Source organism: Parvibaculum sp. (assembly GCF_045863935.1).
In the GTDB taxonomy this organism is placed as follows: Bacteria; Pseudomonadota; Alphaproteobacteria; order Parvibaculales; family Parvibaculaceae; genus Parvibaculum.
Window position 1 is genome coordinate 1 of record NZ_BTVP01000018.1, and the last position, 25,082, is coordinate 25,082.

Sequence of the window (25,082 nt, forward strand, 5' to 3'; positions counted from 1 at the left end):
AAACAGGGAATCATCAATCAACACCAGCCGCCACCCTCTTTTGCAGAGAAATCCTCGGGGAGGGTCGAACGAGCGGCGGCTCGTTCGGGGCGGGGGCCGGACGCGCAACCTCTACCCGAACGAGAACCCGGAATGCGGCCTCAGCGCCTCGCGCTCGCGCCGCGCCTCGCGGCGTTCCTCCGCGGCCTCGCGCCGGTCCGCCTTGTCCCCGCCCTTCAGCGACGAGCGTCCTTCGGGAATCGGATTGAGCGACGAGAGAAGCTCCACAACCCCGGGGGTAAGTTTGAGCGGCGTCCGTCCGTAACTTGTCCCCGAAACGCCGGAACCGCCGCCACCCGAAACCGGGGACAACAGGGCCGCGCCGCGCGTCGCATATCCCGTGCGGATATCCCCGCTGGCGAGATCGGTCGGCGCGCCGGAACGGTCCGTGACATTTCGATGACGTTTCGATGACAGTCGGGCGTTGTCGGCGAGTTCGGCGATCCGCGTCGCGTCCGCGCCCTCATGTTTCGCGACGAGGTTCGCATGCACCTCGGCCGCGCTCCGGGGCGTGCCGTCCTTGGCGTAGAAGATGGAGCGGTTCGCCGCCGCCGCCGCCGGAAAAAGCATGTCCGCACGGGCATTTGGCGTCTCTTCCGAAGCCTCGATCAGCTTCGCCGCACCGCCCGCGCCCAGGAAATGCGCGATGTAGAGTTCGCCCTCGCTCGCGCTCCGTCCGATCCGGCTTTCCAGGATTTCGGCGCTGTCCTGCGTATAGGCGCCCGCCATCAGCGCCGATGCATGCGGATCTTCGCGCAGGGCAAGAATTTCCGCCCTTTGGGCAGCATTTGCCACTGTGTAGCGGCCCTTGGCGGTCTCCGTAATGGCCTCTGCATAAGACCCGAGACCGAGTTCCGCGCCGTGTTTTTTCAGCGTGCCGAGCCAGCTTTGTTCGGTGAACTGGAAAAGTCCGAGCGCACTCGAAGTCGTTGATTTTGCTTCGTAATCCAGGCTCGATTCGCGCATCGCCGTCTTCAGGAGATAGTCGAAATCCGTGCCCGTGCGCACGCTCGCGGACTTCAGCGCGGTCGCGATCGTAGGTTGCAGGGCAATGGTTTCGACAAGGCTCATGGGGCCGTTTCCTTCCTTCTCTGCGTGGAAGGTCGCAAGCCCCATGCCAGACGAATTAACGTTCCGTCTGGCGGAAATCTTGTGTTTTTCACAAGCATTCCCGCGCCGCCGCGCTAAGCTTCGTGAAAAGCGCGGAGCGAAGCTTCGCAAAGAGGGAGGGAGCATGTCCGAAGTCGAAGTGGCCGCCGAGGTCGAAGAGGAACTTCATCACCCGCATGAAGGAAAGGCCGAAAAACCATACCCGAGGCAGATTTACGCCTGGTACGTGGTCGCGGTCCTCGTCCTTGCCTTCACCTTCTCCTTCATCGACCGGCAGATACTCAGCCTGCTCGTGGGGCCGATAAAGCGCGACCTCGAAATTTCGGACACGCAGATGAGCCTCCTGCAAGGCTTTGCTTTTGCTGTCTTTTACAGCGTCGCCGGCCTTCCCATCGGCCGCCTCGTCGACCGCCACCACCGCATCAACATCATCGCTGTCGGCGTCTTCATCTGGAGCGTGATGACGGCGCTCTGCGGCACCGCCCGCTCCTTCCTGCAGCTCTTCATCTTCCGCGCCGGTGTCGGCGTCGGCGAAGCGGCGCTCTCGCCATCCGCCTATTCCATCATCGCCGATTACTTCCCGCCCAAAAGGCTCGGTTTCGCGCTCGGCGTCTATGGCATGGGCGTCTATATCGGCGCGGGCCTCGCCCTCATCATCGGAGCGGCCGTCATCGGCCTCGTCTCGAATGGCGGCGGCATGGAGCTGCCCCTCATCGGCGAGGTTTATGCCTGGCAGATCACCTTCTTCATCGTCGGCCTGCCGGGCCTTCTGGTCGCCTTCTGGGTCTGGACGCTGAAGGAACCGGACCGGCGCGGCTACATGCGCAAGACCGTCGCCGAAGATGGCACCGAAACCGCCGTTGAAGTGCCCGTCTCCGAGGTTCTCGGCTATATGCGCACCAACTGGCGCACCGTCGTCCCCCTCAACCTTTGCTACGCCCTCTCGGCCATGATGGCCTATGGCGTCGCCGCCTGGATCCCGACATTCTTCGTGCGCACCTATGACTGGAGCTATCCGATGGCCGGCTGGTGGTATGGCTGGGTCATTGTCATCTTCGGCACCACAGGCGTCGTCGCCGGCGGCTGGATGGGAGACGTGCTCACCAGCCGCGGCATCCGCAACGGCCGCATGATGGTCTGCGCCTTCACCGGGCTCGCGGCGCTGCCCTTCACGGTCCTCTACCCGCTGATGGACAGCCCCTGGGTCGCGCTCATCCTCATCTGCTTCTCGACCTTCTTCGCAACCTTCACGACCGGCGCGGGCCCCTCTGCCTTGCAGGAACTGATGCCGAACCAGATGCGCGGCTTCGCTTCCGCCGTCATGATCTTCGTCGTCAACATCATCGGCCTCGGCCTCGGACCCACCTCCATCGCGCTCGCGACGGACTACATCTATGGCGACGAGATGATGCTCCGCTACTCGCTGGTGCTCGTTCCTGCGGTCGTTCTGGTACTTGCCGTGATCTCGGGCGTGCTCGCGCTACGCCCCTACACGGAAAGCCTCGACTACCTGAATCGCTGGAGCGCAGAACACGAAAAATAGATAAAAATCAGAAGGTTAAATGGTAAACCGAATCTCGATCGTGAACTTGATGGCAAGTCGCACCGCACCTTGATTCAAAATCTGAGGCACCTGATTCAAAACCTGAGGGCCACAAACCGGAATATGAAGAGAGAAGGCGAAGCCCCTGCCCTGCGCGGCGGAGCGGACTTGTCCACAGGCCGTCAGACGGCCTTGCCGTAGAGCCCGAAGCGCCATGATGTTGCGCCGGTGCTCGCACCAATGCGCGCGCCCTCTTGCACCACCCGCAGCTTCGGCCGCCCTGCATCGAGGCGGCCCCGCGTGCGCGCCTGGGCCAGCTTGAAACGCAGCAGCGCCTCGTCATAGGGCTTCACGAGATAGTCGTCCGCCCCGGCCTCGATGGCTCGGCGGATCGAAGCCGCGGCCCCGTCCGAGGTGACATGGAAAAGGCAGAGATCCATGCCCCCCGCCTGCGCGCGGACAGCCTCGGTGAGCGGCCTGCCGTCTGCCGTCTCGAGCCTCGCCTCGGCAAGCACGAGATCGGGACCGGTCGCGGCAATGAGCGCCAGCGCCTCTTCTGCCGATGCCGCACCCGCCACGCGAAAGCCCAGCCGTTCGAGCATGTGGCTCGCGGCGCGGCGCGCTTCGGTTGAAGGTTCGGCAATAAGGGCGTTGACCAAGCGTCCGTCTCCTGAGTGCGGGCAAACCCGTCTTCAGCTGGGACACTAGGCGCTGAGTCTTAAACCAATCGTTAACCGTGAGGCCGCTTACCCATGAAATCCGAGGCAGAGCTTTTCGACCAGCGCCCGCGCCTCCTCTTGCCCATAAGGCTCTGCCGTTCCCACGCCCCACACAGGCCCCGGCCAGGCCGCGTCCACGGAAAAGCGGGCAATCACATGAACATGAAGCTGCGGCACCATGTTCCCCAGTGCCGCCACGTTCATCTTCTCCGCCGCCGTCGCCTCACGCAGGACAGCCGAGGCCAGGTCGATCTCGGCGTGAAAATCGGGCTTCTCCCCCGCCGCGACATCGTCGAAATCCCTCAACCCTTCCTGCCGGGGAACCAGAATAACCCAGGGAAACCGTCGGTCATTCATCAGCAGCGCCCGGCAGAGTGGCAGGTCGGCGATGAGCAGCGTATCCGCCGCCAGCCTCTCGTGAAGTTCGAACGCCATAGGTCAGGCAGCCACTGGACGCGCACGCTCAATGCGTTCGCGCCGCTTTGGGGTATTGAGCGCTTCCCAGACATCGTTGCGCTGCTGCGTGTTGAGCCAGAAATCCGGGCTCATGTCGAACACCCGCGCCAGGATCAACGCCGTGTCTGCCGTGATTGCCCGCCGGTTGTTGCACAACTCGTTCACATGCTTGCGGGGCACACACATCTTCTCGGCCAGGTCGCTCTGAGTAAGCCCGAGCGGAACCATGAACTCCTCCGTCAGAACCTCCCCCACGCTTGCAGGCTTTCTTTTTGTCACGCGCATATTCGCTTCCTAACGGTATTCATGGTTATCGAGGTAAACATTCGTTGCCTCTCCCCGGTCGCCGTCCCATTCGAAAATCAGGCGCCACTGTCCATTGACCCGGATGGAGTGCCACCCTTTGAGGCAACCGCTCAGTTTCTCGAAATGATTGCTCGGAGGCACCCTTAAATCCTGGTCGCAAACGGCGTCGTCAATCATCTGCAGCTTCCGAAACAGCCTGTCGGCTATATCCGCCGGTATCTTCTTCGACCGCTTGTCCTTCTCGAAAAAGTCGCCGAGCCAGCTATCCCGGAACCCGCCTGTCACCTGCCGCTCCTCCGGTAATCCCTATGTACCACTCAACGGTACAAATTTCAAGGCGGCGTCAATACGACTTCGGCAGGTCGAGCACCCGCTCGGCGATGAAGCTCAGGATCAGCTCCCGGCTCACCGGCGCGATGCGCGCGATCATGATCTCGCGCATATAGCGCTCCACGTGAAACTCCTTGGCATAGCCCATGCCCCCATGGGTCATGATCGCGGTCTCGCAGGCCCGGAAGCCCGCTTCGGCCGCAAGATACTTGCCCGCATTCGCCTCCGCGCCGCAATTTTCGCCCGCGTCGTAGAGCGAGGCGGCCTTGAACACCATCAGGTTCGCCGCCTCGAGCTCCGCCCATGAGCGCGCCAGCGGATGCTGGATCGCCTGATTCTTGCCGATGGGCCGGCCGAAAACTTCACGGTCCCGCGCATAATCGGTCGCCTTCTTCAGCGCAATACGCCCGACGCCCACCGCCTCCGCCCCGATCAGCACCCGCTCCGGGTTGAGCCCGTGCAGGAGGTAGTGGAACCCCTTCCCCTCCTCGCCGATCAGGTCTTCCTTCGGCACGCGAAGCCCGTCGAAGAACACCGCATTCGAATCGACCGCCTTCCGCCCCATCTTCTCGATCTCGCGCACCTCCGTCGCGCCGCCACGATCGAGATTGGTATAGAAAAGCGACAATCCTTCCGTCGCCTTCGCGCATTTTTCCTTCGGCGTCGTCCGCGCGAGAAGCAGGATCTTGTTCGCGGTCTGCGCCGTCGAGGTCCACATCTTCCGCCCATGGACCACATAGAAGTCGCCGTCCCGCTCCGCCCGTGTCGAAATCGCCGTCGTGTTGAGCCCCGCATCGGGTTCGGTCACGCCGAAGCAGCAACGGTCCTCGCCCCTGATGAGCGGCGGCAGGTTCCTCTCCTTCTGTTCGTCCGTCCCGAAGACGACGACCGGCATCGGCCCGAAGAGGTTGATATGGATGGCGGACGCCCCCGAGAGACAGGCCCCGGACCCCGCGATGGTCTGCGCGACGATCGCCGCCTCCGTCACGCCGAGCCCCGAACCGCCAAAGGCTTCCGGCATGGCCACGCCGAGCCATCCGCCCGCTGCGATATCGCGCACGAAGTCGTCCGGAAAGCCGCCATCGCGGTCGCGAGCCAGCCAATAGGCGTCGTCATATCTCGCGCAGATACGTCCCACCGCATCGCCGATCGCCTGCTGTTCCTCGGTAAGCCGGAAATCCATTTATCCTCCCCCGTGCCGTTTCGTGTTCTCTCGCGTGAGGCTATAACCTAGCCGGGAGCGGGATGGCGATACAACCTGCAGTAATGAAGGACGAGGACCAGCATGCCGGGACTTTATTTCGAGGAGTTCGAAGAGGGGCACGTGTTCAAGCACCCGATCCGGCGCACGGTGACCGAGACGGACAACGTCCTCTTCTCCACCATGACCATGAACCCGGCCGCCCTCCATCTCGATCATCACTATGCCGCGACGGAAACGGAATTCGGCAAGCCGCTGGTGAATAGCCTCTTCACGCTCGGTCTCATGATCGGCATCTCGGTGAACGACACGACGCACGGCACCACCATCGCCAATCTCGGCATGACGGACATTTCCTTCCCGAAGCCAGTCTTCCAGGGCGATACGCTGCGCATCGAAACCCGCGTCGTCTCGAAGCGCCGCTCGAAATCGCGACCGCTTGCGGGCATCGTAACCTTCGAGCACAAGGCCTACAACCAGCACGGCGTCGAAGTCGCCACCTGCATTCGCCAGGCTTTCATGCACGCCAAGGGTCCGGGGGAACACTGAGAGATGCGGTCTTTCCTCTTTGTCCCCGCCGACAGCGAAAAGAAACTGTCGAAAGCGGCAAGTTGCGGCGCCGATGCGCTCATCCTCGACCTTGAGGACTCCGTCGCCCTCTCCGCCAAGGATGCGGCGCGCAGTGCCGCCGCCGCCTATCTGAACACCGCGGACCGCTCAGGCCCCAAACTCGTTCTGCGCATCAACGCGCTCGACACACCCTTCTGGGAAAAGGATCTCGAGGCCGTCATCCCGGCGAAGCCCGACATGATCGTCGTGCCGAAGACGCTTTCCGGCGATTGCGTGAAGAAAGTCGGCAACGCCATCGACAAGCTTGGCGGCGCGAAGGATATCGGCATCGGTTGTGTGGCAACCGAAACCGCCGCATCGCTCTTCACCCTCGGCACCTATGGAGGGTCGCACCCGCGTCTCGCCTTCCTCACCTGGGGAGCGGAAGACCTCGCCGCCGCGCTCGGCGCGCGCGACAACAAGGACGAAAGCGGTCTCTACACCGCTCCCTACCAACTCGCCCGCACGCTGACGCTGCTCGGCGCCGTCGCCGCGGGCGTTCAACCGGTCGATGGCATCTGGAAGGATTTTCGCGACGAGAAAGGCCTCGAAGCGGAAGCCCGTGCCGCCGTCCGCGACGGGTTTACCGGCAAGATGGCGATCCATCCCGCCCAGGTCGCGATCATCAACGAGGTCTTCACGCCGAGCGAAGCCGATCTCGCCCACGCGCGTGCGGTCGTCGCCGCCTTCGAGCAGGCGGGCGATGTCGGCGTTGTCGCGCTTGACGGCGTCATGCTCGACATCCCGCATCTGAAACAGGCGCGCGCCCTTCTCGCCCGCGCCGGACATTAGAAACAGTACCGATGAAACCTGCCGTCTTCCTCGCCCTTCCGCTCGGCAAGCCCTTCGAGCGGAAACTTTCGGAGCGCTTCACCGTCATCACGGACCCATCGCAGCGTGCCGAGGCCGAAGCCCTCGTGACCATCGGCGCGAATGTCACGGATGCGGCGCTGATGGATGCGATGCCGAAACTGAAACTCATCTGCTGTTTCGGTTCGGGCCATGAAGGCGTCGATGTCGTGGAAGCGGAGCGGCGGGGCATCAAAGTTGCGAACACGGTCGGCGCCAACGCCGCGACCGTCGCCGATCTCGCGGTTGCGCTGCTTCTCGCATCGATCCGCAAGGTCGTGGCGGCGGACCGGATCACTCGCGCCGGAAAATGGCGGGGCGACAGCCCGGCGCCTCTCCTCTTCCTGCGCGGGTTGACGGGCCGCAAGATCGGCATTGTCGGCCTCGGCGCCATCGGCCTGAAGATCGCCAAACGTCTCGAAGGCTTCGAAACCGAAATCGGCTATTTCGGACGCAATGAGAAGCAGGGCATTCCCTACCGCTATTTCCGCTCCGTGCTCGATCTCGCCACCTGGGCCGACACGCTGATCCTCGCCCACCGCGCCGACGAAACGAACCGTCATCTCGTGAACGCGGCGGTGCTGAGCGCGCTGGGCCCCGAAGGCCATGTCGTCAACATCTCGCGCGGCTCCGCCATCGACGAGGACGCGCTCATCGCCGCGCTGAAGAACGGAACGATCGCCGGCGCCGCCCTCGACGTCTTCGAGGACGAACCGAACCCGCGCGCCGATCTCGTGAGCTTGCCGAACATCGTCGTCACGCCGCATCTCGGCGGCGGTACATCGGAAGCCATTGTCGCGATGGGCGATACCGTCATCGCCAATCTCGACGCCTTCTTCGCGGGTAAGCCGCTGCCCAATCCGGTCACGGCCGAATAGAAGTCAGAGAAAGCGGATCGCGAGGCCCAGCACGGCGGCAACGCCGAGCACGGGCAGCATCCCGGCCTTGAACCTCAGCACGGCGACGACCGCCGCTACGCTCAGCGCAAGCGCCCATGGATCGAGCGTCGCGACATTCGGCACAAACAACCTGAAAATCGCAAAGCGCGTTTCGGCCACCTCGCCGAACAACACGTGAAGCCCGAACCAGACCGCAAGGTTCGCAATCACGCCGACCACCGCCGCCGTAATCGCGGTGAAGGCGGCGTTGAGGCTCTTCACGTTTCTGAGCCGCTCCACGTAAGGCGCGCCGAGAAAAATCCACAGGAAGCACGGCGCGAACGTCACCCAGGTCGTGATCGCCGCGCCCGCGATCCCGCCGGCCATCGGGTCGAGCCCGGTCTCACCGCGATAGGCGCCGAGGAAGCCCACAAACTGCAGCACCATGATCAGCGGCCCCGGTGTCGTCTCCGCAAGCCCGAGCCCGTCCAGCATTTCGCCCGCATTGAGCCAGCCGAAATTCTGCACGGCTTCCTGCGCCACATAGGCAAGCACCGCATAGGCGCCGCCAAAGGTCACCACCGCCATCTTCGAAAAGAAGACCGCTTCCTGCGTGAAGACATGGCTCGCGCCGAACGCGAGGAGAAGCGCGGCAACCGGCCCGAGCCACACCGTCAACCCGATGACAAGCGTTGCGATCATGCGGAGAAAGGATCGCCCGGCACGGACGCCGTTTCCATTCGCTGTCCCTTTCTCCTCTGCCGGCAACGCCTCGCCGAAAACCGAAGGCGAAACGCGGACAGCCGCGAACCCGAAAAGCGCGGCCCCCAGCACCACCACCGGGAAAGGAACATCGAGGAAGAAGATCGCCGCGAAGGCCGCCGCCGCCACGGCGTAAAGCGCGCCGGTCTTCATCACGCGCTTGGAAATGCGGATCAACGCCTCGATCACGATGGCGAAGACCGCCGCCTTGATGCCGAAGAAGAGCGCCTCCACGAAGGCAAGCTCCGCATAGGCCGCATAAAGCACGCTCAAGGCGAGCATCACCGCGACGCCCGGCAGGATGAACATGAGCCCTGCCGCCAGCCCCCCTCTCACGCCATGCAGCAGCCAGCCCGAATAGGTCGCAAGCTGCTGCGCCTCGGGCCCCGGCAGCAGCATGCAGAAATTCAGCGCATGCAGGAATTGCGGCTCGGAAAGCCACTTCTTCTCTTCCACGAGAATGCGATGCATGAGGGCGATCTGCCCCGCCGGACCGCCAAAGCTCAGAAGACCGATCTTCACCCAGACGCGGAAAGCCTCGCGGAAAGGCACGGAACTGGCAACGGTCATAGCGTTAACGGCCTCTCCGGAAAGGCGATTCACAAGCTCGCCCCGGCAATATGACACCCGATTGCGACGCTTGCAGCCGCTTGTTCGCCTTCGCGACTCGCAGGAGCATTGACGCGCTGCCCGGCGCTGTGCAGTTTGAGCCCCCATTCTGAAAGCGTATCTGCCTGAAAGGGTATCGGCTTGACGACGCAATCCCCGGAAGCGCCCGCGCTTCCCGCGCACTATCGCGAAATCCTGACACTGATGAAGGAAGGCCGCCGCAAGGTGGCGGAGGAGCGCTGCCGCGCCCTGCTCGCCGAGATCCCCACGGACGCCGACCTCATGGCCCTGCTCGCTTCGATCATCGTGGAGCGCGGCGCATTCGACGAAGCCGAAAACCTCCTGCGGCATTCCCTCAAGCTAGCGCCAACCGAGCCGACGCCCTGGATCAATCTTGGCCGTCTTCTGCAACAGACAGGGCAATGGGCCGAGGCCGTGCAGGTCTATGAGCACGCGACCGGTCTTTTCCCCACACATCCCATGCTCGCCGCAACGCTCGGCCAGCTCTATCAGCGCGCAAACCGCTTCGCCGATGCCGAAACGCAATACCGCAATGCCATCGCGAATGGCGGCGTCCCGGCGCTCAATGTCCAGCTCGGCATGGTGCTGCTCCGGCAAGAGCGCGTGGACGAGGCGATCGACGCTTTCAACACGGCCATCGCCCACAATCCGAACCTCGCCGCCGCCTACGGCAATCTCGGCAATGCGCTGCAGAAAAAGGGCGACATGGAAGCGGCCGCGGCGGCTTATGAAAAGGCCGTGGCGCTCAATCCGAAAGACACGGTTTCCTATGTCAGCCTCGGCATGGCGCAGTTGAAGCTCGGGCAGGCGCGCGAAGCGGCCGAAATCTTCGAGCGCGCCCTCGCGGTCCATGGTCCCGAGCGCCGCGCCGCCGCATGGCTGCCTTATGCCCGCGCGCAGGAATTCGGCGAAATGCCCACCGGCTACCGCGCCGAGATGGGCGAACTCGTCTCCCGCCACAAGCTCACCCCGCCCGAGACCTATGCGTCCATGGCAGACCTCAACGCCGCCCTTGCCGCTGCCCTCGATGAAGACCCGACGCTCGTCTGGGAACCCGCCGGCAAGGCGACACGCAAGGGCGGTCAGACCGGCCTCCTCCTCGATGCGCCGCGCGAGCCTTTCATTGCCTTCGAAAAAATGCTCCGCAAGGCGATCGACGCACATTTCGACACGATCCGCCTGCAGCCCGGCCACCCTTATCGCTGCCAGGTGCCAAAGACCTACCACCTCGATCTCTGGGGCACGCTCCTTTCCGAAGGCGGACACCAGCATTCGCATATCCATGTCGGCGGCTGGATGAGCGGCGTCTACTACGTCTCTCTGCCCTCCTCACTCGGCAAGGGCGAAGGAAGCAAGGACGGCTGGATCGAGTTCGGCAATCCGCCGCCGGAGTTCGACGCCGTCTTCGAACCGATGACGATCACCTTCGAGCCGCGCGTGGGAGATGCCTTCTTCTTCCCCTCCTACCTCTTCCACCGGACGCTGCCCTTCTCGGGCAATGAGCGGCGCATCAGCCTCGCCTTCGACGTGAAACCGACAAGCTGGCGCTGACGCAACCCTTGCGCTTATCATCGCGGCCTGTGGGAGGACACCATGACACCGGAAGATAAGGCCCGCCACGTCGCGGCAGTGGAAGCGGACGGCTACACCATCGTGCATGACACGATCGAGCCCGCCCTCCTCGACGAATTGAACGACACGCTGCTCCGCCTGGAGCGCGACATGAACATCGTGCCCGCGAAGAATGGCTTCGAAGGCCACCACACCGTCCGCATCTACAATCTGCTCGCCCTCGCGCCGGTCTTTCAGCGCATTCCCGTCCACGCGAATGTCCTGCCGGTGGTCGAAGGCGTGCTGGACGAAGGCTGCCTCGTCTCCTCGCTCTCGTCGATCTCCATCGACCCCGGCGAGAAGGCGCAGCCAATCCATGCCGACGATCAGGTGATGCCGGCGGCCAAGCCGCACATCCCCTTCGTCTGCAATTCCATGTGGGCGTTGACCGACTTCACCGAGGAGAACGGCGCCACGCGCATCATTCCCGGTTCGCATAAGCGCGATGCCTCTCCCGAATACGGAACGCACTACGACAGCATCCCCGCCGAAATGCCGAAGGGCTCCGTCCTCATCTGGCATGGCAGTCTCTGGCACGGCGGCGGCGCCAACCGCTCGTCAAAACGCCGCGTCGGCATCGCCATGAATTACTGCGCGGGATTTATTCGCCAGCAGGAAAACCAGCAGCTCGGCTTGCCCCTCGGCCTCGTGAAGACGTTCGAGCCCCGCCTGCAGGAACTTTGCGGCTTCGGCACCTATCGCAGCCTCATCGGTCACATCGACAAGAAGACGCCCGCCCAGCGCCTGCTTGGCGAGGAACGCGACTTCAAGTCGATCTGGGATCTCGCTTAGTCCAGCAGCGCTGGCAGCAGTGTGATGTCCGCGATGACATGATCGGCGAGCGGCGCGAGGTCCGCCTCCCCGCTCGTTCCCGTCAGCACGCCGACAAGAAGCCCCGCCCCCGCGCCGCGGCCCATTTCGAGGTCGTGCATGTTGTCGCCCACCACGGCGATGTCGGCGGGCGCCAGCCCCGACGCCGCGCAAAAGGCGAGCGCCATGCCGGGTCCGGGTTTCGCACCGTGCCCGCTGTCATACCCGGCCGCGAAGTCGATATAGTCCGAAAGCCCGAAGCGCAGGATCGTCCCCGCCGCCGATGCTGCCACATCGTTCGTCGCAATGCCGAGCGTCAAACCCCTTCCCTTCATCGCCTGAAAATAGACGCCGAGATCGGTGACGGGGATGGAACGCTCCGGCCCGAGTTCGGCGAAATAGCCGTCGAGCCGCGCGACGAGCCTCTCCCGGTCGCTGACGCCGAGCAGGCCGCGCCAGGCATCGGCAAGCGCGAATGTGTCCCCCGCCGCCGCGATGCTCCCGGCCTCGAAGCGGCCCGTTTCCTCCCTGTACCCGATGGAAGCGAGCATCGCCGGTACGAGCGAAACCTGCCCGCCCGCCAGCGCGGCCGCCACTTCGCTCAGGATCGGCCCCCAGGTGCCGTGATAGTCGAAAAGCGTCCCGTCCTTGTCGAACAGCACGCCCCTTATGCGGCCACGCCCCGCATTTCCTCCGTTTTTCCTCATCTTGTTCCGTTCCGGCACAGTTCCGGCTTATAGTGCCGCCAGGTACGCCGTGCAAGAAGTCGGGAGAACGCCGCCATGCGAACCTTCAAGATCGTTATCGCCGTGGTCCTGATAGCGCTGCTCGTCGGCGTGACAGGCGCAATCTACATGCAGAGCGAAGCCGCGGCGATTTCCGTTGGCTCCCTCCTCGGGCTGGTGCTTCTGTCCTTCCTCTACGACAACTGGAGCGTCCTCTTCGGCGGCGGTTCTGCCGCCGCACGAGCCCCCCGCGGCAAGTCGGGCGTCGCCATCGGCCAGGCCGCAGCTCTCACCCGCTTCGGCGAGGGCGAGGTCCGCGGCGCACCGGGCTACAAGGGCGGCTGACGCCTAGCCCTCGCGCGGACGCCACTCCGACGTGATCTCCGAAAGCTCCGGGCGCGGACGTTCGTCCTTCGCCACGCTCTCGCTGCCGAAATAGAGATAACCCGCAATCTTCTCGTTCTCGCCGAGCCCGAGTTCCCGGTTCACATCGGCATCGAACGCATACCACTCGGTCAGCCACTGCGCGCCGAAGCCGAGCGCCGTCGCCGCAATCAGCATGTTCTGGCAGACCGCACCGGCCGAAAGAAGCTGCTCCCATTCCGGAATCTTGATCCCCGGCGTCACCCGCGACACCACAGCGACCACCACCGGCGCGCGCGTCAGGCGGCCCGCCTCGAACTCGATCTGCTCGCCCGTAGCCCGCGGCTCCACCTTGGCGTAGATGCGCGCAAGCACCTCGCCGAATTGCCGCCGGGCCTCACCCTTGAAGAGGATAAAACGCCACGGCGCGAGCTTGCCATGATCCGGCACGCGCGCGCCGGCCCGCAGGATCGTCTGGAGTTCTTCCTCGCCGGGCCCCGGCTCCACCATGGTGAGGGCCTTCGCGGAGCGCCTTGTCAGCAGAAGGTCGATCGTCTCCGGGGATTTCGGCACGGTGGCTCCTTTGCGCACTGTCGGGTAAGGCCCGGTTTTACTTATGGCCCCCGCTTTACTTAGGCAAGCCCACCCGTCAACATATCCCCTCCGGGGATGGGGGCATTCCATTGCAACAACTCTCTTCGTGCAGGGCGGCGATCCTGCCCGCCGCGCTCGCCGTTCTGCTGTGGGCGGGCGATGCACAAGCAGGCGGCTGGCCGCTCGAGCCCGGCACGGGCGAGGTCATTGTCAGCTTCACCCGGCTTTCCGCCGACGAGCGCTTTGAGTCCGACGGCACGAAGCGCTGGACGAGCCACTACACCAAACTCGAAGTCTCGCCCTACGCCGAATACGGCCTCACAAACTGGCTGACGCTGATCGGCGAGGCTGCCTGGTCGCGGCAGGAGACGGATTTCTTCGGCACCGAATATGCCGACGAGGATTTCACGCGGCTGAAAGCGGGCGGACGTATCTCGCTCGGCGACTGGGAAGAGACGAGGTTTTCGTTCCAGCCTCTGGCAACGCTCCATCTCGCCTCGACGAGCGACGACCCCTCCGCCACAAGAAGTGGCGACATGGATATCGAACTTGGTCTCGTGCTCGCGCGCAGCGATACCGTCTGGAACATGGAGATGTTCTCGGTGCAGGAAATCGCCTGGAACTACCGCGACCGCGGCAGGCCCGCCGAAGCACGAGCCGACGTGACGCTCGGCGCGAAGCCTTGGGCCAGCACCATGCTGCTTCTGAAAAGCCTCAACACCACGGCACTGGGCCCGACCGATGTGGGCGATTCCTACACCGCCAACAAGGTTGCCCTCTCGTTGGTTCAAGCCCTGCCCGAGGACCTCGCCCCCGGCGTCTCGCTGGAAGTCGGCATGGAACGGACGATCGCCGGGCAAAACACCGTCGACGGCACGACATGGCGCCTCGGCCTCTGGTACCGCTTCTGACTCAGGGCCCGGTGGAAGCTCGAACGCTCTCCCCTGAAACGCTCTCCGCCTTCACCTCGCCGATGAGCCCAAGCACATCCGTCTCGGGCGGCACATCGCTGCCGCTTCCGGGCACCGCCGCCTTCAGGTCGGCAAGCGTGAACCCCATCCTCACATCGTAGGCGCGCTCCGTCTGGTTGCGGAGCCGCCGCTGCGCCTCGTACCAGGCGCGCTTCGTCGCGCCGTCCGGACAGGTTGCGAGTTCTTCCGCCGCCGTCGCACCCCAGCGCAGTTCCGGACAGTGATGCGGGTCGAAAGAAAAGTCGAAAAGCCGCGCACGCGCCTCCTCGAAGCCGAGCCGCCGCGCCGATCCGTCGCTCGCCGTGTAGACGACCTCGCAGGCCTCCGCTTCCTGCCGGTAGGCCTCTGCGATGTCGCGCGCCACATCGTCGCCCTCATAGTCGAGTTTCGGATCGCCCGTTTCCGCCATCTCGGCGAAGCGCGCGATCTGTTCGCGAAGTTCCACGAACGACGTCTTCAGCCGCGCGTCGCGCGAGGGCGTCGAATAGGTCTCCCAGTCGCCGGAGGTGCCGTAGATATTGTCGGGCAAACGCCCCGGCTGCGCGCGGCTGCTGAGCCCCGCCTTCACGGCAATGTCGATCGACTGCGCGCGATAGTGCAGGTCGTCGCAAAGCTCGCGCACCATCAGCCGCGCTTCCCCCACGGGCTCGTAGGCGACATCGCCCTTCGCCAACGCGGCCCTCACATAGTCGTAATAGTCGAGCCGTTCGCCCTTGTAGACGAAGCGCGCGCCCATCCACTGCGTCGCGCGAGGGTTTTCCGTGCCGAAAAACTGCTCGTCCGACCAGTCGGCAAGCGCATCGTCCGCCGCAAGTTCGACGCGCCCGCCATACCACGTGCCGTCCGCGCCTTGTTTCGCGCCTGTGAGTTTCGCCGGCCGCCAGTTCTTGAAACCCGCGCCCATCGGCGCCGACGCCCGCACGAACCGCTTGCCATAGGACCCGCGCGTCAGCGAATTGTCCGGATGCGCATCGATGAAGCGGATGCGCCCGTCATCCTCCACCTTGTAGACGACAGCGACATGCCCGTTCGGATCGTAGATCACCGTTCCCGGACGGATCGCCCCGCGCGCAATCGTTACGGGATAGAAATCGAAAAGCTGGCCCTTCGTCTCACCCGGCGCGAACCGGTACATCGCGCTCGACACGACATTGTTGATCGCGTTGAGAACGCTCCGCCCGTTCGGAAACGCGCCCTCCAGATGCGGCAGCACATCCGTTCGCGCATAGACGTAATTACCATACCGCGAATAACGCAGATCGTTGGAATGGCCGACCGCCGCCACGCCGCTCGTGTAGGAGAAGGGCAAGCCGTTCTTCCACGCGAAATAGGCCCGGAGCGCATAAGGCAGGTCCGCGCAATCGGCATAGAAGAACATGCCTTTCGGATCGCTCGCCCGGTAGATGTTGTGCGGCCCCTTCAGGCACTCGTCGAAGGTCCGGCATTGGCTTTCGCCGATCGCCGTCACGAACTCGCCGAAGGCGCGTTCGTCGCTCTCCTTCCATTCCGTCTTGGTGATGCGCCAGCGGAAGGCTTCGGGCGTCTGATAATAGGCGGGATCGATCGTCTCGGCGCCGCTCGCCACCGGCGCCATCGTCGCGGTGCCGGACTCTGTCGCCTCCGCTGCCCCCGCTCCCGGAACACAAGCCACCACGAGCGCGAAAACCGCACCCTGCCATGTCCTCATGCGCGTCATGTTCGAAAGCCCCTCGCCGGCGTTCTGCAACAGCACCCCTGCGCACATTTAACCATAGCCACACGCTCCCTGTCCGATGCGGACAGGCCATGTTTTAATTTTCATATTGACTTAATTAAGCATATACATAAATATAAGCACATGGAGACATTCGCAGCCCTCGCCGACCCCACCAGGCGCCAGATCGTTGAAATGCTGGCGGCGGGCGAACTCGCCGCCGGCGACATCGCACGCCGCTTCGAGATGAGCGCCCCCGCCGTCTCGCAGCATCTGAAGGCACTGAAATCGGCGCACCTTGTCCGCGTCCGCGTCGACGCGCAGCGCCGCATCTATTCGCTCGATCCGGAAGGGCTGAAAGACATGGAGACCTGGCTCGCCAATATCCGCCGCTTCTGGGGTCCGAAACTCGACGCGCTGGAAAGCGCCCTCAACGCAGAGAAGGACAGGAAATGACAAGCACCCTCGACACCTACGGCAGACTGATCGACAAGAACACGGTGCGCTTCGAGCGCCTTCTCCCCGGCCCTATCGAGCGTGTCTGGGGGTATCTGACCGACAAGGAACTGCGCGGACGCTGGTTCGCCGCCGGGCCGATGGAGCCTCGCGTCGGCGGCAAGATGGACATCGTCTTTGACAACAACAATCTCGGGCCCCACCCCGAGCAGCCGCCGAAGCGCTTCGAAAAATATGGCGGCCCCTTCGACAGCAAGCATGTCGTCACCGTCTGGGAACCGCCTCACCGTCTCGGATTCACCTGGGACGACGACCTCGACCCCGCAGGCTGCGTCGTCGAATTCGAACTATCCGAAGAAGCCGGCAAGGTCCGCCTCGTCCTCACCCATCGCCGCCTTTCCGGCATCGACGGTGCGATCAACGTCTCCGGCGGCTGGCACACGCATCTCCAGATGCTCGCCGAGCAGCTCGAAGGCGATCCGAAGACGCCGTTCTGGAGCGCCTTCGATGGCGTGGAAGAGGAATACCGGAAGCGTTACACCGGCAAGTGAAAGACGCTTGCGCCCTTCCAAAACGTCATGGCCCGCTTCATGCGGGCCATCCACGTCTTTCTATGCAGCTCAAAAGGAAGACGTGGATGACCCGGACAAGCCGGGTCATGACGTCATTCATATAGCCCTCACTTCAAATCAGGCGGCGTCGCCTCGTCGCCAAGCGCCTTCACCACATCGGCAAGCGCCATCGTCTTCTGATCCTGCGAGCCGAGACGGCGGACCGAGACCGTCCCCTCTTCCGCCTCGCGCTTGCCGGCAACGAGGATCGCCGGAACCTTGCCCACCGAGTGCTCGCGCACCTTGTAGTTGATCTTCTCGTTCCTGAGATCGAGCTCCACGCGAAGCCCGGCGGCACGCAACTCCTCCGCCACCTTCACGGCATACTCATCCGCTTCCGATGTGATCGTCGCCACCACCGCCTGCACGGGTGCCAGCCACATCGGCATCTTGCCCGCGCAACTCTCGATCATGATGCCGATGAACCGCTCCAGCGTGCCGAGGATCGCGCGATGCAGCATCACGGCATATTTGCGCGAACCGTCTTCGGCGACATAGGTCGCATCGAGACGTTCCGGCAACACATAGTCGAGCTGCAGCGTACCCACCTGCCATGAACGGCCGATCGCATCCTTCAGGTGGAATTCGAGTTTCGGCGCATAGAAGGCGCCCTCGCCTTCCGCAATGACGAAGTCATGTCCCGTTGCGCGCAACGCATCGCCCAGCGCCTTCTCCGCCGCGTCCCAGCGCTCGATGGTGCCGCCGAAATTTTGCGGCCGCGTCGCGAGTTTGATCACGACATCGGAAAAACCCATGTCCTGGTAGACCGCATAGAGCAGATTGACGAAATGCTCCGTCTCCGACTGGATTTGCTCTTCCGTGCAGAAAATATGCGCATCGTCCTGCGTCATCTGGCGCACGCGCATCAGCCCGTGCAACGCGCCATGCGGTTCGTTGCGATGGCAACAGCCGAACTCCGCCATGCGCATCGGCAGGTCGCGATAGGATTTGATGCCCTGGTTGAAAATCTGCACATGCGCCGGGCAGTTCATTGGCTTGATCGCCATGAGATCGGCATCGCCCGACAGCACAGGCGCATCGTCTTCTGTATTCGGAATTTCATCGGGCACCACGAACATGTTCTCGCGGTATTTGCCCCAATGGCCGGACTGCTCCCAGAACTTCGACGCCATGAGCTGCGGCGTCTTCACCTCCCGGTAGCCAGACGCGTTCAGCCGCCGCCTGATATAGGCTTCAAGCTGGTTGTAGATGACGAAACCTTTCGGGTGCCAGAACACCGACCCCTGCGCTTCCGGCTGGAAGTGGTAGAGGTCCATCTCCTGTCCGATCTTGCGATGATCGCGCTTCTCCGCCTCTTCCACCATCGTGAGGTAGGCCTTGAGGTCGGCGTCCGTCGCCCAGCACGTCCCGTAGATGCGCTGAAGCATCTCGTTGCGGCTGTCGCCGCGCCAATAGGCGCCGGCAAGCTTCGTCAGCTTGAACGCCTTGCCGAGCTTGCCCGTCGAAGGCAGATGCGGCCCCCGGCAGAGGTCCAGCCAGTTGCCCTGCCGGTAGATCGAAACCGGCTCGCCGCCCGGAATGGAAGCGATGATCTCCGCCTTGTAATGCTCGCCGATCTTCCGGAAATATGCGACCGCCTCGTCGCGATCCCACACTTCGCGCGTGATCGTCTCGTCGCGGTCCACGATCTCGCGCATCCGCTGTTCGATCTTTTCGAGGTCTTCGGCCTTGAAGGGCTCCGCCCTTGCAAAGTCGTAATAAAAGCCGTTCTCGATCACCGGCCCGATCGTCACCTGCGTGCCCGGAAAAAGCTCCTGCACGGCTTCGGCCATCACATGCGACGCATCGTGGCGCAGCAGGTCGACGCCGTCCGGCGTCTCGCGCGTGACGATCTCGACCGCGGCGTCCTTGTCGATCACCGTCGAGAGGTCTTTCATCTGGCCGTCGATCTTGATCGCCACGGCCTTCTTCGCCAGCGATTTCGCGATGCTCTCGGCGAAGGCCAATCCGTCGAGCGGGGCTTCCACTTCACGTACGGAATCATCGGGCAGTTTCAGATTGATCATGTCTCTTCTCTCATTGCGTTCCGTGCGTGCATTCGCGGGGCTCTTTCATCCGCCAGCGTCCATATCGCCACGGCGCCCAGAAAGGCTGGGGCACCAGCGTCTCGGGCACCGGGTCGAAGCCGTGGCTTCCCCACGGATTGCACCGGACGAACCGCGACAGTCCGAGCCATCCCCCGCGCCACGGCCCGAAGCGCTCGATCGCCTGCACGGTGTAATCCGAGCAGGTCGGCAGATGCCGGCAGTTCGGCCCCAGCAGCGGCGATATGAACCACTGATAGAGCCTGATCAGGCCGCGCATCGCGAGCGATAAAGGGTCGCGCCGCATGGGAAAACCCGTCCTTGTGACACGCACTTGTTAGCTTTTTATCGGAATCGGCACAACAGAGAGCACGCAGCGGCGCTCCTGGCCTATCCGTCTGTTTCGCTTGGAAAAAGCCGCCCGGGCGGAAACGCGGGAGCGGCCGGGCCCGGCGCCTAAGCGGCCGGGCCGGTGCTAGTGGCGGTCCCGGTCTGCGCGGCAGTACCACTCCCCTTTTTGGCGAGCGCAGCTTCCACCGCCTCCTCTACCGCGTCGAAAATGAGCAGCGTCGAGGCATGCCGCGCCTTGTATTCGCGGACGGGCTCGAGCACCTCGAGGTCCTTCCACTTGCCGCCATAAATCTCGCGCGGCGGTTCGCCGCCCTGCCGCAGCATGGCCCGCATCGCCGCGCCCACCTCGTGAAGCTCCTCCGCGCTCGCGCCGATCACATGCCGCGCCATGATCGAGGAGGACGCCTGCCCCAGCGCGCAGGCTTTCACATCGGCGCCGTAATCGGCAACCCGGCCCTCCGCATCGAGCTTCACATCGACCGTCACCTTCGAGCCGCACAGTTTCGAGACCGCCGTCGCCGAAGCGTCGGGCGCATCGAGCCGCTCGCCATGCGGAATATCCGCTGCGAGGGCCAGAATGCGTTTGTTATAGATCTCGTTGAGCATCTAGCTCGCCACTCTCCAGCTTGTGCCTTGCGGCCCATCCTCGATCTGAACGCCCATCGCCGCAAGTTCGTCGCGGATACGGTCGGCCTCGGCGAAGTTCTTCTCCTTGCGCGCCGCGTTCCGCGCGGCAATGAGCCGCTCGATCTCGTCCCCGTCTATATGGGAAGCGGTGCCGCCGCCTGCAAACCAGGCTTCCGGGTCCATTTCGAGAATGCCGATGAGCCGTCCCGCGCCGATCAGTTCCGCCTTCAAAAGCGCCTTGGTGCCGGGGTCCGTCTCCGTATTCGCGCGCTTGGCGATGGCGAAGAGTTCCGACAGCGCCTTCGGCGTGTTGAGATCGTCGAGCAGCGCGTCGACAAAGGCATCCGGCGCCGCGTCATTCGTCGGCTCCGAGCGCACATCGGCAAGGTTCCGGAGCGCGCCATAGAGCCGGTCTAGCATGCGCTTTGCCTGCGCAAGCCCCTCCGCCGTCCAGTCGAGTGGCTGGCGGTAATGGCCTGCGAGCAGCGCCAGCCTTATCGCTTCGCCCGGCGCTTGGCTGATGAGATCGTGGACCAGCAGCACATTGCCGATCGACTTCGACATCTTCTCGGATTCGATGTTCACGAAGCCGTTATGCAGCCAGAAGCGCGCCAGCGGCGCCCCATGATGCGAGCAGGCCGACTGCGCCACCTCGTTCTCGTGATGCGGGAACTGCAGGTCGATGCCGCCGCCGTGAATGTCGATGGTCTGCCCGAGATGCTTCTCGATCATCGCCGAGCATTCGATATGCCAGCCCGGCCGGCCGCGGCCCCAGGGGCTGTCCCAGCCCGGCTGGTCCGGCGCGCTCGGCTTCCACAGCACGAAGTCGGCCGGGTCCTTCTTGTAGGGCGCCACTTCCACGCGCGCCCCCGCCACCATCTCGTCGCGGTCGCGCCCCGAAAGCCGCCCGTAGCCGGGGTAGCTCGGCACGTTGAAGAGCACATGGCCATCCGCCGCATAAGCGTGTCCCGCTTCGATCAGCCGCTCCATCATCGAGATCATCTCGGCAACGCTGTCCGTCGCCTTCGGCTCCAGATCGGGCGCGAGAACGCCAAGCGCGCCCATGTCGTTCCGATAGATATCCGCATATTTCTCCGTCACCACGGAGATATCGACGCCCTGCGCTTTCGCGGCGGCGATGATCTTGTCCTCGATATCCGTGATGTTCCGCGCATAGACCACGTGCGGATAGAGACGCCGCAGCACTCGCGCCAGCACGTCGAACACGACCGCCGGCCGCGCATTGCCGATATGCGCATGGTTGTAGACGGTCGGTCCGCACACATACATCGTCACGCGGTTCGGGTCCGCCGGCTCGAAGATTTCCTTCTTGCGCGTCAGCGTATTGTAGAGCGTGAGCTTGTGGCGTTTGAGCTGGGTATTCATCGGGATGGCCTTGATGTCGGTCGGCGGGTTGTTCCGGTCGGACGGCCCGCTTTCCGACGGGCCTTTAGACGGTGGCGCGACCGGTGGTCGCGCAACGAGCCGCGCATCCGCCGCTGAGGCGGATCGAAGTTCGACAACACGTCGTCCGGCGCGTCATGACCGTCAAACCTTTCAAGAGCGATAGAAGCGGTCGCTTCTGTCCGTTTTGATAGCGAAACCGATCATCCCCGGCAAGGTTTAAGAATTAACCAAAGCCGCTCCGCCAGCCCGATCCATCCCCGGAAATCTGCCGCAGGAATGCCGGAAGAGAGCGCGCTTCGCAGTCCCGCCTCGGGCCCGAGTTTGCGTGGGATCGCGGTTCTCCCGCCCTTGATAACCAGTTTCCGCAAGGCTATATGCAAGGTTGAGACGATGTCACATCAGCTACAGCATGGCATAAGACCCGTGCTTGATGGGCAAAACGGGACTTCCCGCAGCGGAAAGCCTGTGACTTGAACCGGACGGGATGCCCCGTGAAAAGGGTGGCGCGGCCGGGAAACCCCTGGACGAGATTGGTCGAATGGACATGAATGCTGCAGTTGATGGGCTTCGCGCCCAGACGAATAACGAGCGCCTGGTGGAAGTGACAAAACCCTCCCGCGAGGAAGCCGAAGCCGCCGTGCGGACATTGATCGCCTGGGCGGGCGACAATCCGGACCGCGAAGGCCTGATCGACACGCCCGGCCGCGTCGTGCGTGCCTACGAGGAATTCTTCGAGGGCTACAACGTCAATCCCTACAAGGAGCTCACCCGCACCTTCGAGGAGGTCGAGGGGTATAACGACATGGTTATGCTCCGCGACATCGACATCGAGTCGCATTGCGAACACCACATGGTGGCGATCCTCGGCCGCGCGCATATCGCCTATGTGCCGACCAAGAAAGTCGTCGGCATCTCGAAGCTCGCCCGCGTGATCGAGATTTACGCGCGCCGCCTCCAGACGCAGGAAACCATGACCGCGCAGATCGCGGACACGATCAATGCCGCGCTCCAGCCGCAGGGTGTCGCCATCCTGATCGAGGCGAAGCATCAGTGCATGACGACGCGCGGCATCAAGAAGCCCGATGTCGCCACCATCACCACGCAGTTCACCGGCGTCTTCCGCGAAGATCCCCGCATGGAAGCCCGGTTCATGCAGATGATCCGCGGATACTGATCCCCGGAAGCCAGATACTTTGACAAGAGGCCCCGCCTTCATCTGAATGCGGGGCCTTTTCGTTTGAAACCGCCTCTTGAGTCCGGTTGAGCGCGCGGTCGTAGATTCCGCCACGCGGAATTTCCGAAATGATGTTTGGTGCAGCCGTCGGGTCGCCGGTCATATGCTCGCTCATCGAAGCAGGAGGATGAGCCATGACCAAAGCCGCAACCATTCCGCCCCTTTCGGCTGAGCTGGCGCAAGAGATCGCGATCGACGCGTATATCTTCGCCTTCCCGATGGTCGTCATGGAAATCACCAGGCGGGTATCGACGAACATTCCGCCTGCCAGCGGCGCGAACAGCCTGCGCATCCAGGCGCCGATGAATCGCTTCACCCACATGCCGCGCTTTCCCGACGACAACTTCAACGCCGTCGTGCGGCCCAATGCGGACACGCTCTATTCCGCCCTCTGGTTCGATGTAAGCGCGGAGCCGCTGGTTATCTCGGTGCCGGATTCCGGCGGACGCTACTATCTGCTGCCCATCATGGACATGTGGACCCATGTCTTCGCTGCGCCCGGCTCGCGGACCACCGGCACCCATGCGCAGACCATCGCCATCACCGGCCCGGATTGGAACGGCGACTTGCCTGAAGGTGTCCGCGCCTACCGCTCGCCGACGCCGCTCGGCTGGATGATCGGCCGTACCCAGACGAACGGCGCGGACGACTATCCCGCCGTGCGGAATTTTCAGGCCGGCATCGAAGCGGTGCCGCTCTCCAAATGGGGTGACGGTTCGTACCAGCCCGCGGAAGGCACTTTCGACCCCGCGCTCGACATGCGCGCGCCGAGCGACCAGGTCATGTCGATGGATGCCTCGCAATTCTTCGGCATTTTCGCCGGGCTTCTCCGCACGAACCCGCCCCATGCCGACGACCACGCCATGATCGACAGGCTCGCCCGCGTCGGCCTCATTCCCGGAGAGGATTTCGATCTCGCGCGCCTCGATCCCGGTTTGCAGGCGGCATTCGAGGCCGCCCCGGCACTCGCGCAGCGCAAGTTGGGCATCGCCATTTCCCGCACGGGCACGCTCGTCAACGGCTGGCGCATGATCGGTCATCCGATGGGCACCTACGGGATCGACTACATGAGGCGCGCCGTGATCGGCTATTTCGGTCTCGGCGCCGTGCCCGTCGAGGACGCCATCTACCCGAGCGCGCTCACCCAGGCAGACGGCAAACCGTTCGACAGCGCGGCGAAATATGTCATGCACTTCGAGCGCGACGAGCTTCCGCCCGCCCGCGCCTTCTGGTCGCTCACCATGTACAATGAAAAGCAGCTCTTCACGGCCAATCCGGTCGACCGCTTTGCGATCGGCGACCGCGACAAGCTCAGGTTCAACGAGGATGGCTCGCTCGACCTCTACATCCAGCGGGACATGCCGAATGCCGAATGGAAGTCGAACTGGCTGCCCGCACCCGCCTCCGGCGCCTTCTCCATGAACCTGCGTCTCTACTGGCCCACCTCCGCCGTGCTTGAGGGCGACTGGGCGCCGCCGGCGGTCAAACGGCTGGATTGAGGTCCCGGGCGGCGGTCATCCGAACAGCGATTGCGCCCACCGGCAAAAGGCGCTTAGACAAGAGGCCTCGCCTTCATCTGAAGGACGGGGCCCTTTCATCGGATCCGAAAGACAGAGACATGACCGGCAATGCCCCCTTCCCCCCCCGCGGCACGAAGGAAGAGATCGAGGAAGGCACGTCCTTCTCGCCGAAATTCGATGCGGACGGCCTCATCACCGCTGTAACCACCGACGCGAAGACGGGCGAACTCCTCATGGTTGCCTGGATGAACGCCGAGGCGCTGGCCCGCACCGTCGAAACCGGTGAGGCCTGGTACTGGAGCCGCTCGCGGGGTGAACTCTGGCACAAGGGCGACACGTCGGGCCAGATCCAGACTGTGGTCGAACTCCGCACCGACTGCGACCAGGACACGGTCTGGCTCAAAGTCGATGTCGCGGGCGACGGCGGCTGCTGCCATGTCGGCTACCGCTCCTGCTTCTACCGCCGCGTACCAAAAGGCGAGCCCGGAAAACTCGAGCCCGTGGGCGCGGAGAAATTGCCGCACCGCCACGGCTGAGCGGCGCTCGAATTCCGTCACATTTCGTCCCCATATAGAGAAAGCGCCGTCTGGCATCGCAGCCGGCGCTGTAGCATTCTTTCGAGTACCGTAATC

Annotated in this window: 27 protein-coding genes; 13 read left to right on the forward strand and 14 right to left on the reverse strand. The window is 63.7% G+C overall.

What is annotated here, in order from left to right:
• Positions 1-111 precede the first annotated feature (111 nt).
• Complete coding sequence (locus ACKUUH_RS09240) at positions 112-1,110, reverse strand: lytic transglycosylase domain-containing protein (protein ID WP_407949610.1); 999 nt, start codon at positions 1,108-1,110, stop codon at positions 112-114.
• 163 nt (positions 1,111-1,273) lie between these two features.
• Between ACKUUH_RS09240 and ACKUUH_RS09245 the strand changes: the two genes are divergently transcribed.
• Positions 1,274-2,692: a spinster family MFS transporter gene (locus ACKUUH_RS09245; RefSeq protein ID WP_407949611.1), complete on the forward strand. Its 1,419-nt coding sequence runs from the start codon at positions 1,274-1,276 to the stop codon at positions 2,690-2,692.
• A gap of 182 nt (positions 2,693-2,874) precedes the next feature.
• On the opposite strand, the gene ACKUUH_RS09250 is transcribed toward ACKUUH_RS09245, so the two are convergent.
• From ACKUUH_RS09250 to ACKUUH_RS09270, 5 genes are all read right to left on the reverse strand, one after another.
• Positions 2,875-3,351, reverse strand: a complete 477-nt coding sequence (locus tag ACKUUH_RS09250; protein ID WP_407949612.1) for a PleD family two-component system response regulator — start codon at positions 3,349-3,351, stop codon at positions 2,875-2,877.
• A gap of 87 nt (positions 3,352-3,438) precedes the next feature.
• The gene (locus ACKUUH_RS09255) at positions 3,439-3,846 is read right to left on the reverse strand and encodes an HIT domain-containing protein (protein ID WP_407949613.1); all 408 of its coding nucleotides are present in this window, start codon (positions 3,844-3,846) and stop codon (positions 3,439-3,441) included.
• Between the two features lie 3 nt (positions 3,847-3,849).
• Positions 3,850-4,152 carry a HigA family addiction module antitoxin gene (locus ACKUUH_RS09260; protein ID WP_407949614.1) on the reverse strand — a complete coding sequence of 101 codons (303 nt, stop codon included), beginning with the start codon at positions 4,150-4,152 and terminating at the stop codon, positions 3,850-3,852.
• A gap of 9 nt (positions 4,153-4,161) precedes the next feature.
• Positions 4,162-4,458 carry a type II toxin-antitoxin system RelE/ParE family toxin gene (locus tag ACKUUH_RS09265; RefSeq protein ID WP_407949615.1) on the reverse strand — a complete coding sequence of 99 codons (297 nt, stop codon included), beginning with the start codon at positions 4,456-4,458 and terminating at the stop codon, positions 4,162-4,164.
• A gap of 58 nt (positions 4,459-4,516) precedes the next feature.
• Positions 4,517-5,686, reverse strand: coding sequence for an acyl-CoA dehydrogenase family protein (locus tag ACKUUH_RS09270; protein ID WP_407949616.1), 1,170 nt, complete (start codon positions 5,684-5,686; stop codon positions 4,517-4,519).
• A 102-nt stretch (positions 5,687-5,788) separates the two neighbouring features.
• Between ACKUUH_RS09270 and ACKUUH_RS09275 the strand changes: the two genes are divergently transcribed.
• Genes ACKUUH_RS09275 through ACKUUH_RS09285 form a run of 3 tightly spaced genes read left to right on the forward strand, consistent with a single transcriptional unit; the run spans position 5,789 to position 8,040 of the window.
• Complete coding sequence (locus tag ACKUUH_RS09275) at positions 5,789-6,253, forward strand: MaoC family dehydratase (RefSeq protein WP_407949617.1); 465 nt, start codon at positions 5,789-5,791, stop codon at positions 6,251-6,253.
• Positions 6,254-6,256: 3 nt separating this feature from the next.
• Entirely contained in the window at positions 6,257-7,105 is an 849-nt protein-coding gene (locus ACKUUH_RS09280) for an HpcH/HpaI aldolase/citrate lyase family protein (protein ID WP_407949618.1), read from the forward strand.
• A gap of 11 nt (positions 7,106-7,116) precedes the next feature.
• A complete protein-coding gene (locus tag ACKUUH_RS09285; protein ID WP_407949619.1) occupies positions 7,117-8,040 on the forward strand; it encodes a 2-hydroxyacid dehydrogenase in 924 nt (307 codons plus the stop codon).
• Positions 8,041-8,043: 3 nt separating this feature from the next.
• On the opposite strand, the gene chrA is transcribed toward ACKUUH_RS09285, so the two are convergent.
• Entirely contained in the window at positions 8,044-9,372 is a 1,329-nt protein-coding gene (gene chrA / locus ACKUUH_RS09290) for a chromate efflux transporter (protein ID WP_407949621.1), read from the reverse strand.
• A gap of 180 nt (positions 9,373-9,552) precedes the next feature.
• On the opposite strand from chrA, the gene ACKUUH_RS09295 reads away from it, so the two are divergent.
• A complete protein-coding gene (locus tag ACKUUH_RS09295; RefSeq protein WP_407949623.1) occupies positions 9,553-10,983 on the forward strand; it encodes a tetratricopeptide repeat protein in 1,431 nt (476 codons plus the stop codon).
• 42 nt (positions 10,984-11,025) lie between these two features.
• The gene (locus tag ACKUUH_RS09300) at positions 11,026-11,835 is read left to right on the forward strand and encodes a phytanoyl-CoA dioxygenase family protein (RefSeq protein ID WP_407949624.1); all 810 of its coding nucleotides are present in this window, start codon (positions 11,026-11,028) and stop codon (positions 11,833-11,835) included.
• Here ACKUUH_RS09300 and ACKUUH_RS09305 read toward each other — a convergent pair.
• Positions 11,832-12,560 (reverse strand): HAD family hydrolase, encoded by a 729-nt coding sequence (locus tag ACKUUH_RS09305; RefSeq protein WP_407949625.1) that lies wholly within the window; start codon positions 12,558-12,560, stop codon positions 11,832-11,834. The genes ACKUUH_RS09300 and ACKUUH_RS09305 overlap by 4 nt on opposite strands.
• 75 nt (positions 12,561-12,635) lie before the next feature.
• Between ACKUUH_RS09305 and ACKUUH_RS09310 the strand changes: the two genes are divergently transcribed.
• Entirely contained in the window at positions 12,636-12,923 is a 288-nt protein-coding gene (locus ACKUUH_RS09310) for a hypothetical protein (RefSeq protein WP_407949626.1), read from the forward strand.
• 3 nt (positions 12,924-12,926) lie between these two features.
• Here ACKUUH_RS09310 and ACKUUH_RS09315 read toward each other — a convergent pair whose 3' ends face one another.
• Positions 12,927-13,514 carry a nitroreductase gene (locus ACKUUH_RS09315; RefSeq protein ID WP_407949627.1) on the reverse strand — a complete coding sequence of 196 codons (588 nt, stop codon included), beginning with the start codon at positions 13,512-13,514 and terminating at the stop codon, positions 12,927-12,929.
• A 110-nt stretch (positions 13,515-13,624) separates the two neighbouring features.
• Here ACKUUH_RS09315 and ACKUUH_RS09320 point away from each other — a divergent pair, with 110 nt between their 5' ends.
• Positions 13,625-14,446: a hypothetical protein gene (locus ACKUUH_RS09320; RefSeq protein ID WP_407949628.1), complete on the forward strand. Its 822-nt coding sequence runs from the start codon at positions 13,625-13,627 to the stop codon at positions 14,444-14,446.
• A 1-nt stretch (position 14,447) separates the two neighbouring features.
• Here the strand turns inward: ACKUUH_RS09320 and ACKUUH_RS09325 are convergent, their stop codons facing one another.
• Positions 14,448-16,202 (reverse strand): hypothetical protein, encoded by a 1,755-nt coding sequence (locus ACKUUH_RS09325; protein WP_407949629.1) that lies wholly within the window; start codon positions 16,200-16,202, stop codon positions 14,448-14,450.
• 141 nt (positions 16,203-16,343) lie between these two features.
• On the opposite strand from ACKUUH_RS09325, the gene ACKUUH_RS09330 reads away from it, so the two are divergent.
• Positions 16,344-16,655, forward strand: a complete 312-nt coding sequence (locus tag ACKUUH_RS09330) for an ArsR/SmtB family transcription factor (protein ID WP_407949630.1) — start codon at positions 16,344-16,346, stop codon at positions 16,653-16,655.
• Complete coding sequence (locus tag ACKUUH_RS09335; RefSeq protein ID WP_407949631.1) at positions 16,652-17,206, forward strand: SRPBCC family protein; 555 nt, start codon at positions 16,652-16,654, stop codon at positions 17,204-17,206. The genes ACKUUH_RS09330 and ACKUUH_RS09335 overlap by 4 nt, the downstream gene beginning before the upstream one ends.
• Before the next feature lie 128 nt (positions 17,207-17,334).
• On the opposite strand, the gene thrS is transcribed toward ACKUUH_RS09335, so the two are convergent.
• The 4 genes from thrS to cysS form a co-directional block, all read right to left on the reverse strand.
• A complete protein-coding gene (thrS, locus tag ACKUUH_RS09340; protein WP_407949632.1) occupies positions 17,335-19,293 on the reverse strand; it encodes a threonine--tRNA ligase in 1,959 nt (652 codons plus the stop codon).
• Positions 19,294-19,303: 10 nt separating this feature from the next.
• Positions 19,304-19,618, reverse strand: a complete 315-nt coding sequence (yidD, locus tag ACKUUH_RS09345; RefSeq protein ID WP_407949633.1) for a membrane protein insertion efficiency factor YidD — start codon at positions 19,616-19,618, stop codon at positions 19,304-19,306.
• A 149-nt stretch (positions 19,619-19,767) separates the two neighbouring features.
• A complete protein-coding gene (locus ACKUUH_RS09350) occupies positions 19,768-20,268 on the reverse strand; it encodes an iron-sulfur cluster assembly scaffold protein (RefSeq protein WP_407949634.1) in 501 nt (166 codons plus the stop codon).
• Positions 20,269-21,675: a cysteine--tRNA ligase gene (gene cysS, locus ACKUUH_RS09355; protein ID WP_407949635.1), complete on the reverse strand. Its 1,407-nt coding sequence runs from the start codon at positions 21,673-21,675 to the stop codon at positions 20,269-20,271.
• A gap of 565 nt (positions 21,676-22,240) precedes the next feature.
• On the opposite strand from cysS, the gene folE reads away from it, so the two are divergent.
• From folE to hisI, 3 genes are all read left to right on the forward strand, one after another.
• Positions 22,241-22,870, forward strand: a complete 630-nt coding sequence (folE, locus tag ACKUUH_RS09360) for a GTP cyclohydrolase I FolE (RefSeq protein ID WP_407949697.1) — start codon at positions 22,241-22,243, stop codon at positions 22,868-22,870.
• A gap of 194 nt (positions 22,871-23,064) precedes the next feature.
• Positions 23,065-24,429, forward strand: a complete 1,365-nt coding sequence (locus ACKUUH_RS09365; RefSeq protein WP_407949636.1) for a DUF1254 domain-containing protein — start codon at positions 23,065-23,067, stop codon at positions 24,427-24,429.
• A gap of 119 nt (positions 24,430-24,548) precedes the next feature.
• On the forward strand, positions 24,549-24,986 hold the full coding sequence (gene hisI, locus ACKUUH_RS09370) for a phosphoribosyl-AMP cyclohydrolase (protein WP_407949637.1): 438 nt from the start codon (positions 24,549-24,551) through the stop codon (positions 24,984-24,986).
• Positions 24,987-25,082 lie beyond the last annotated feature (96 nt).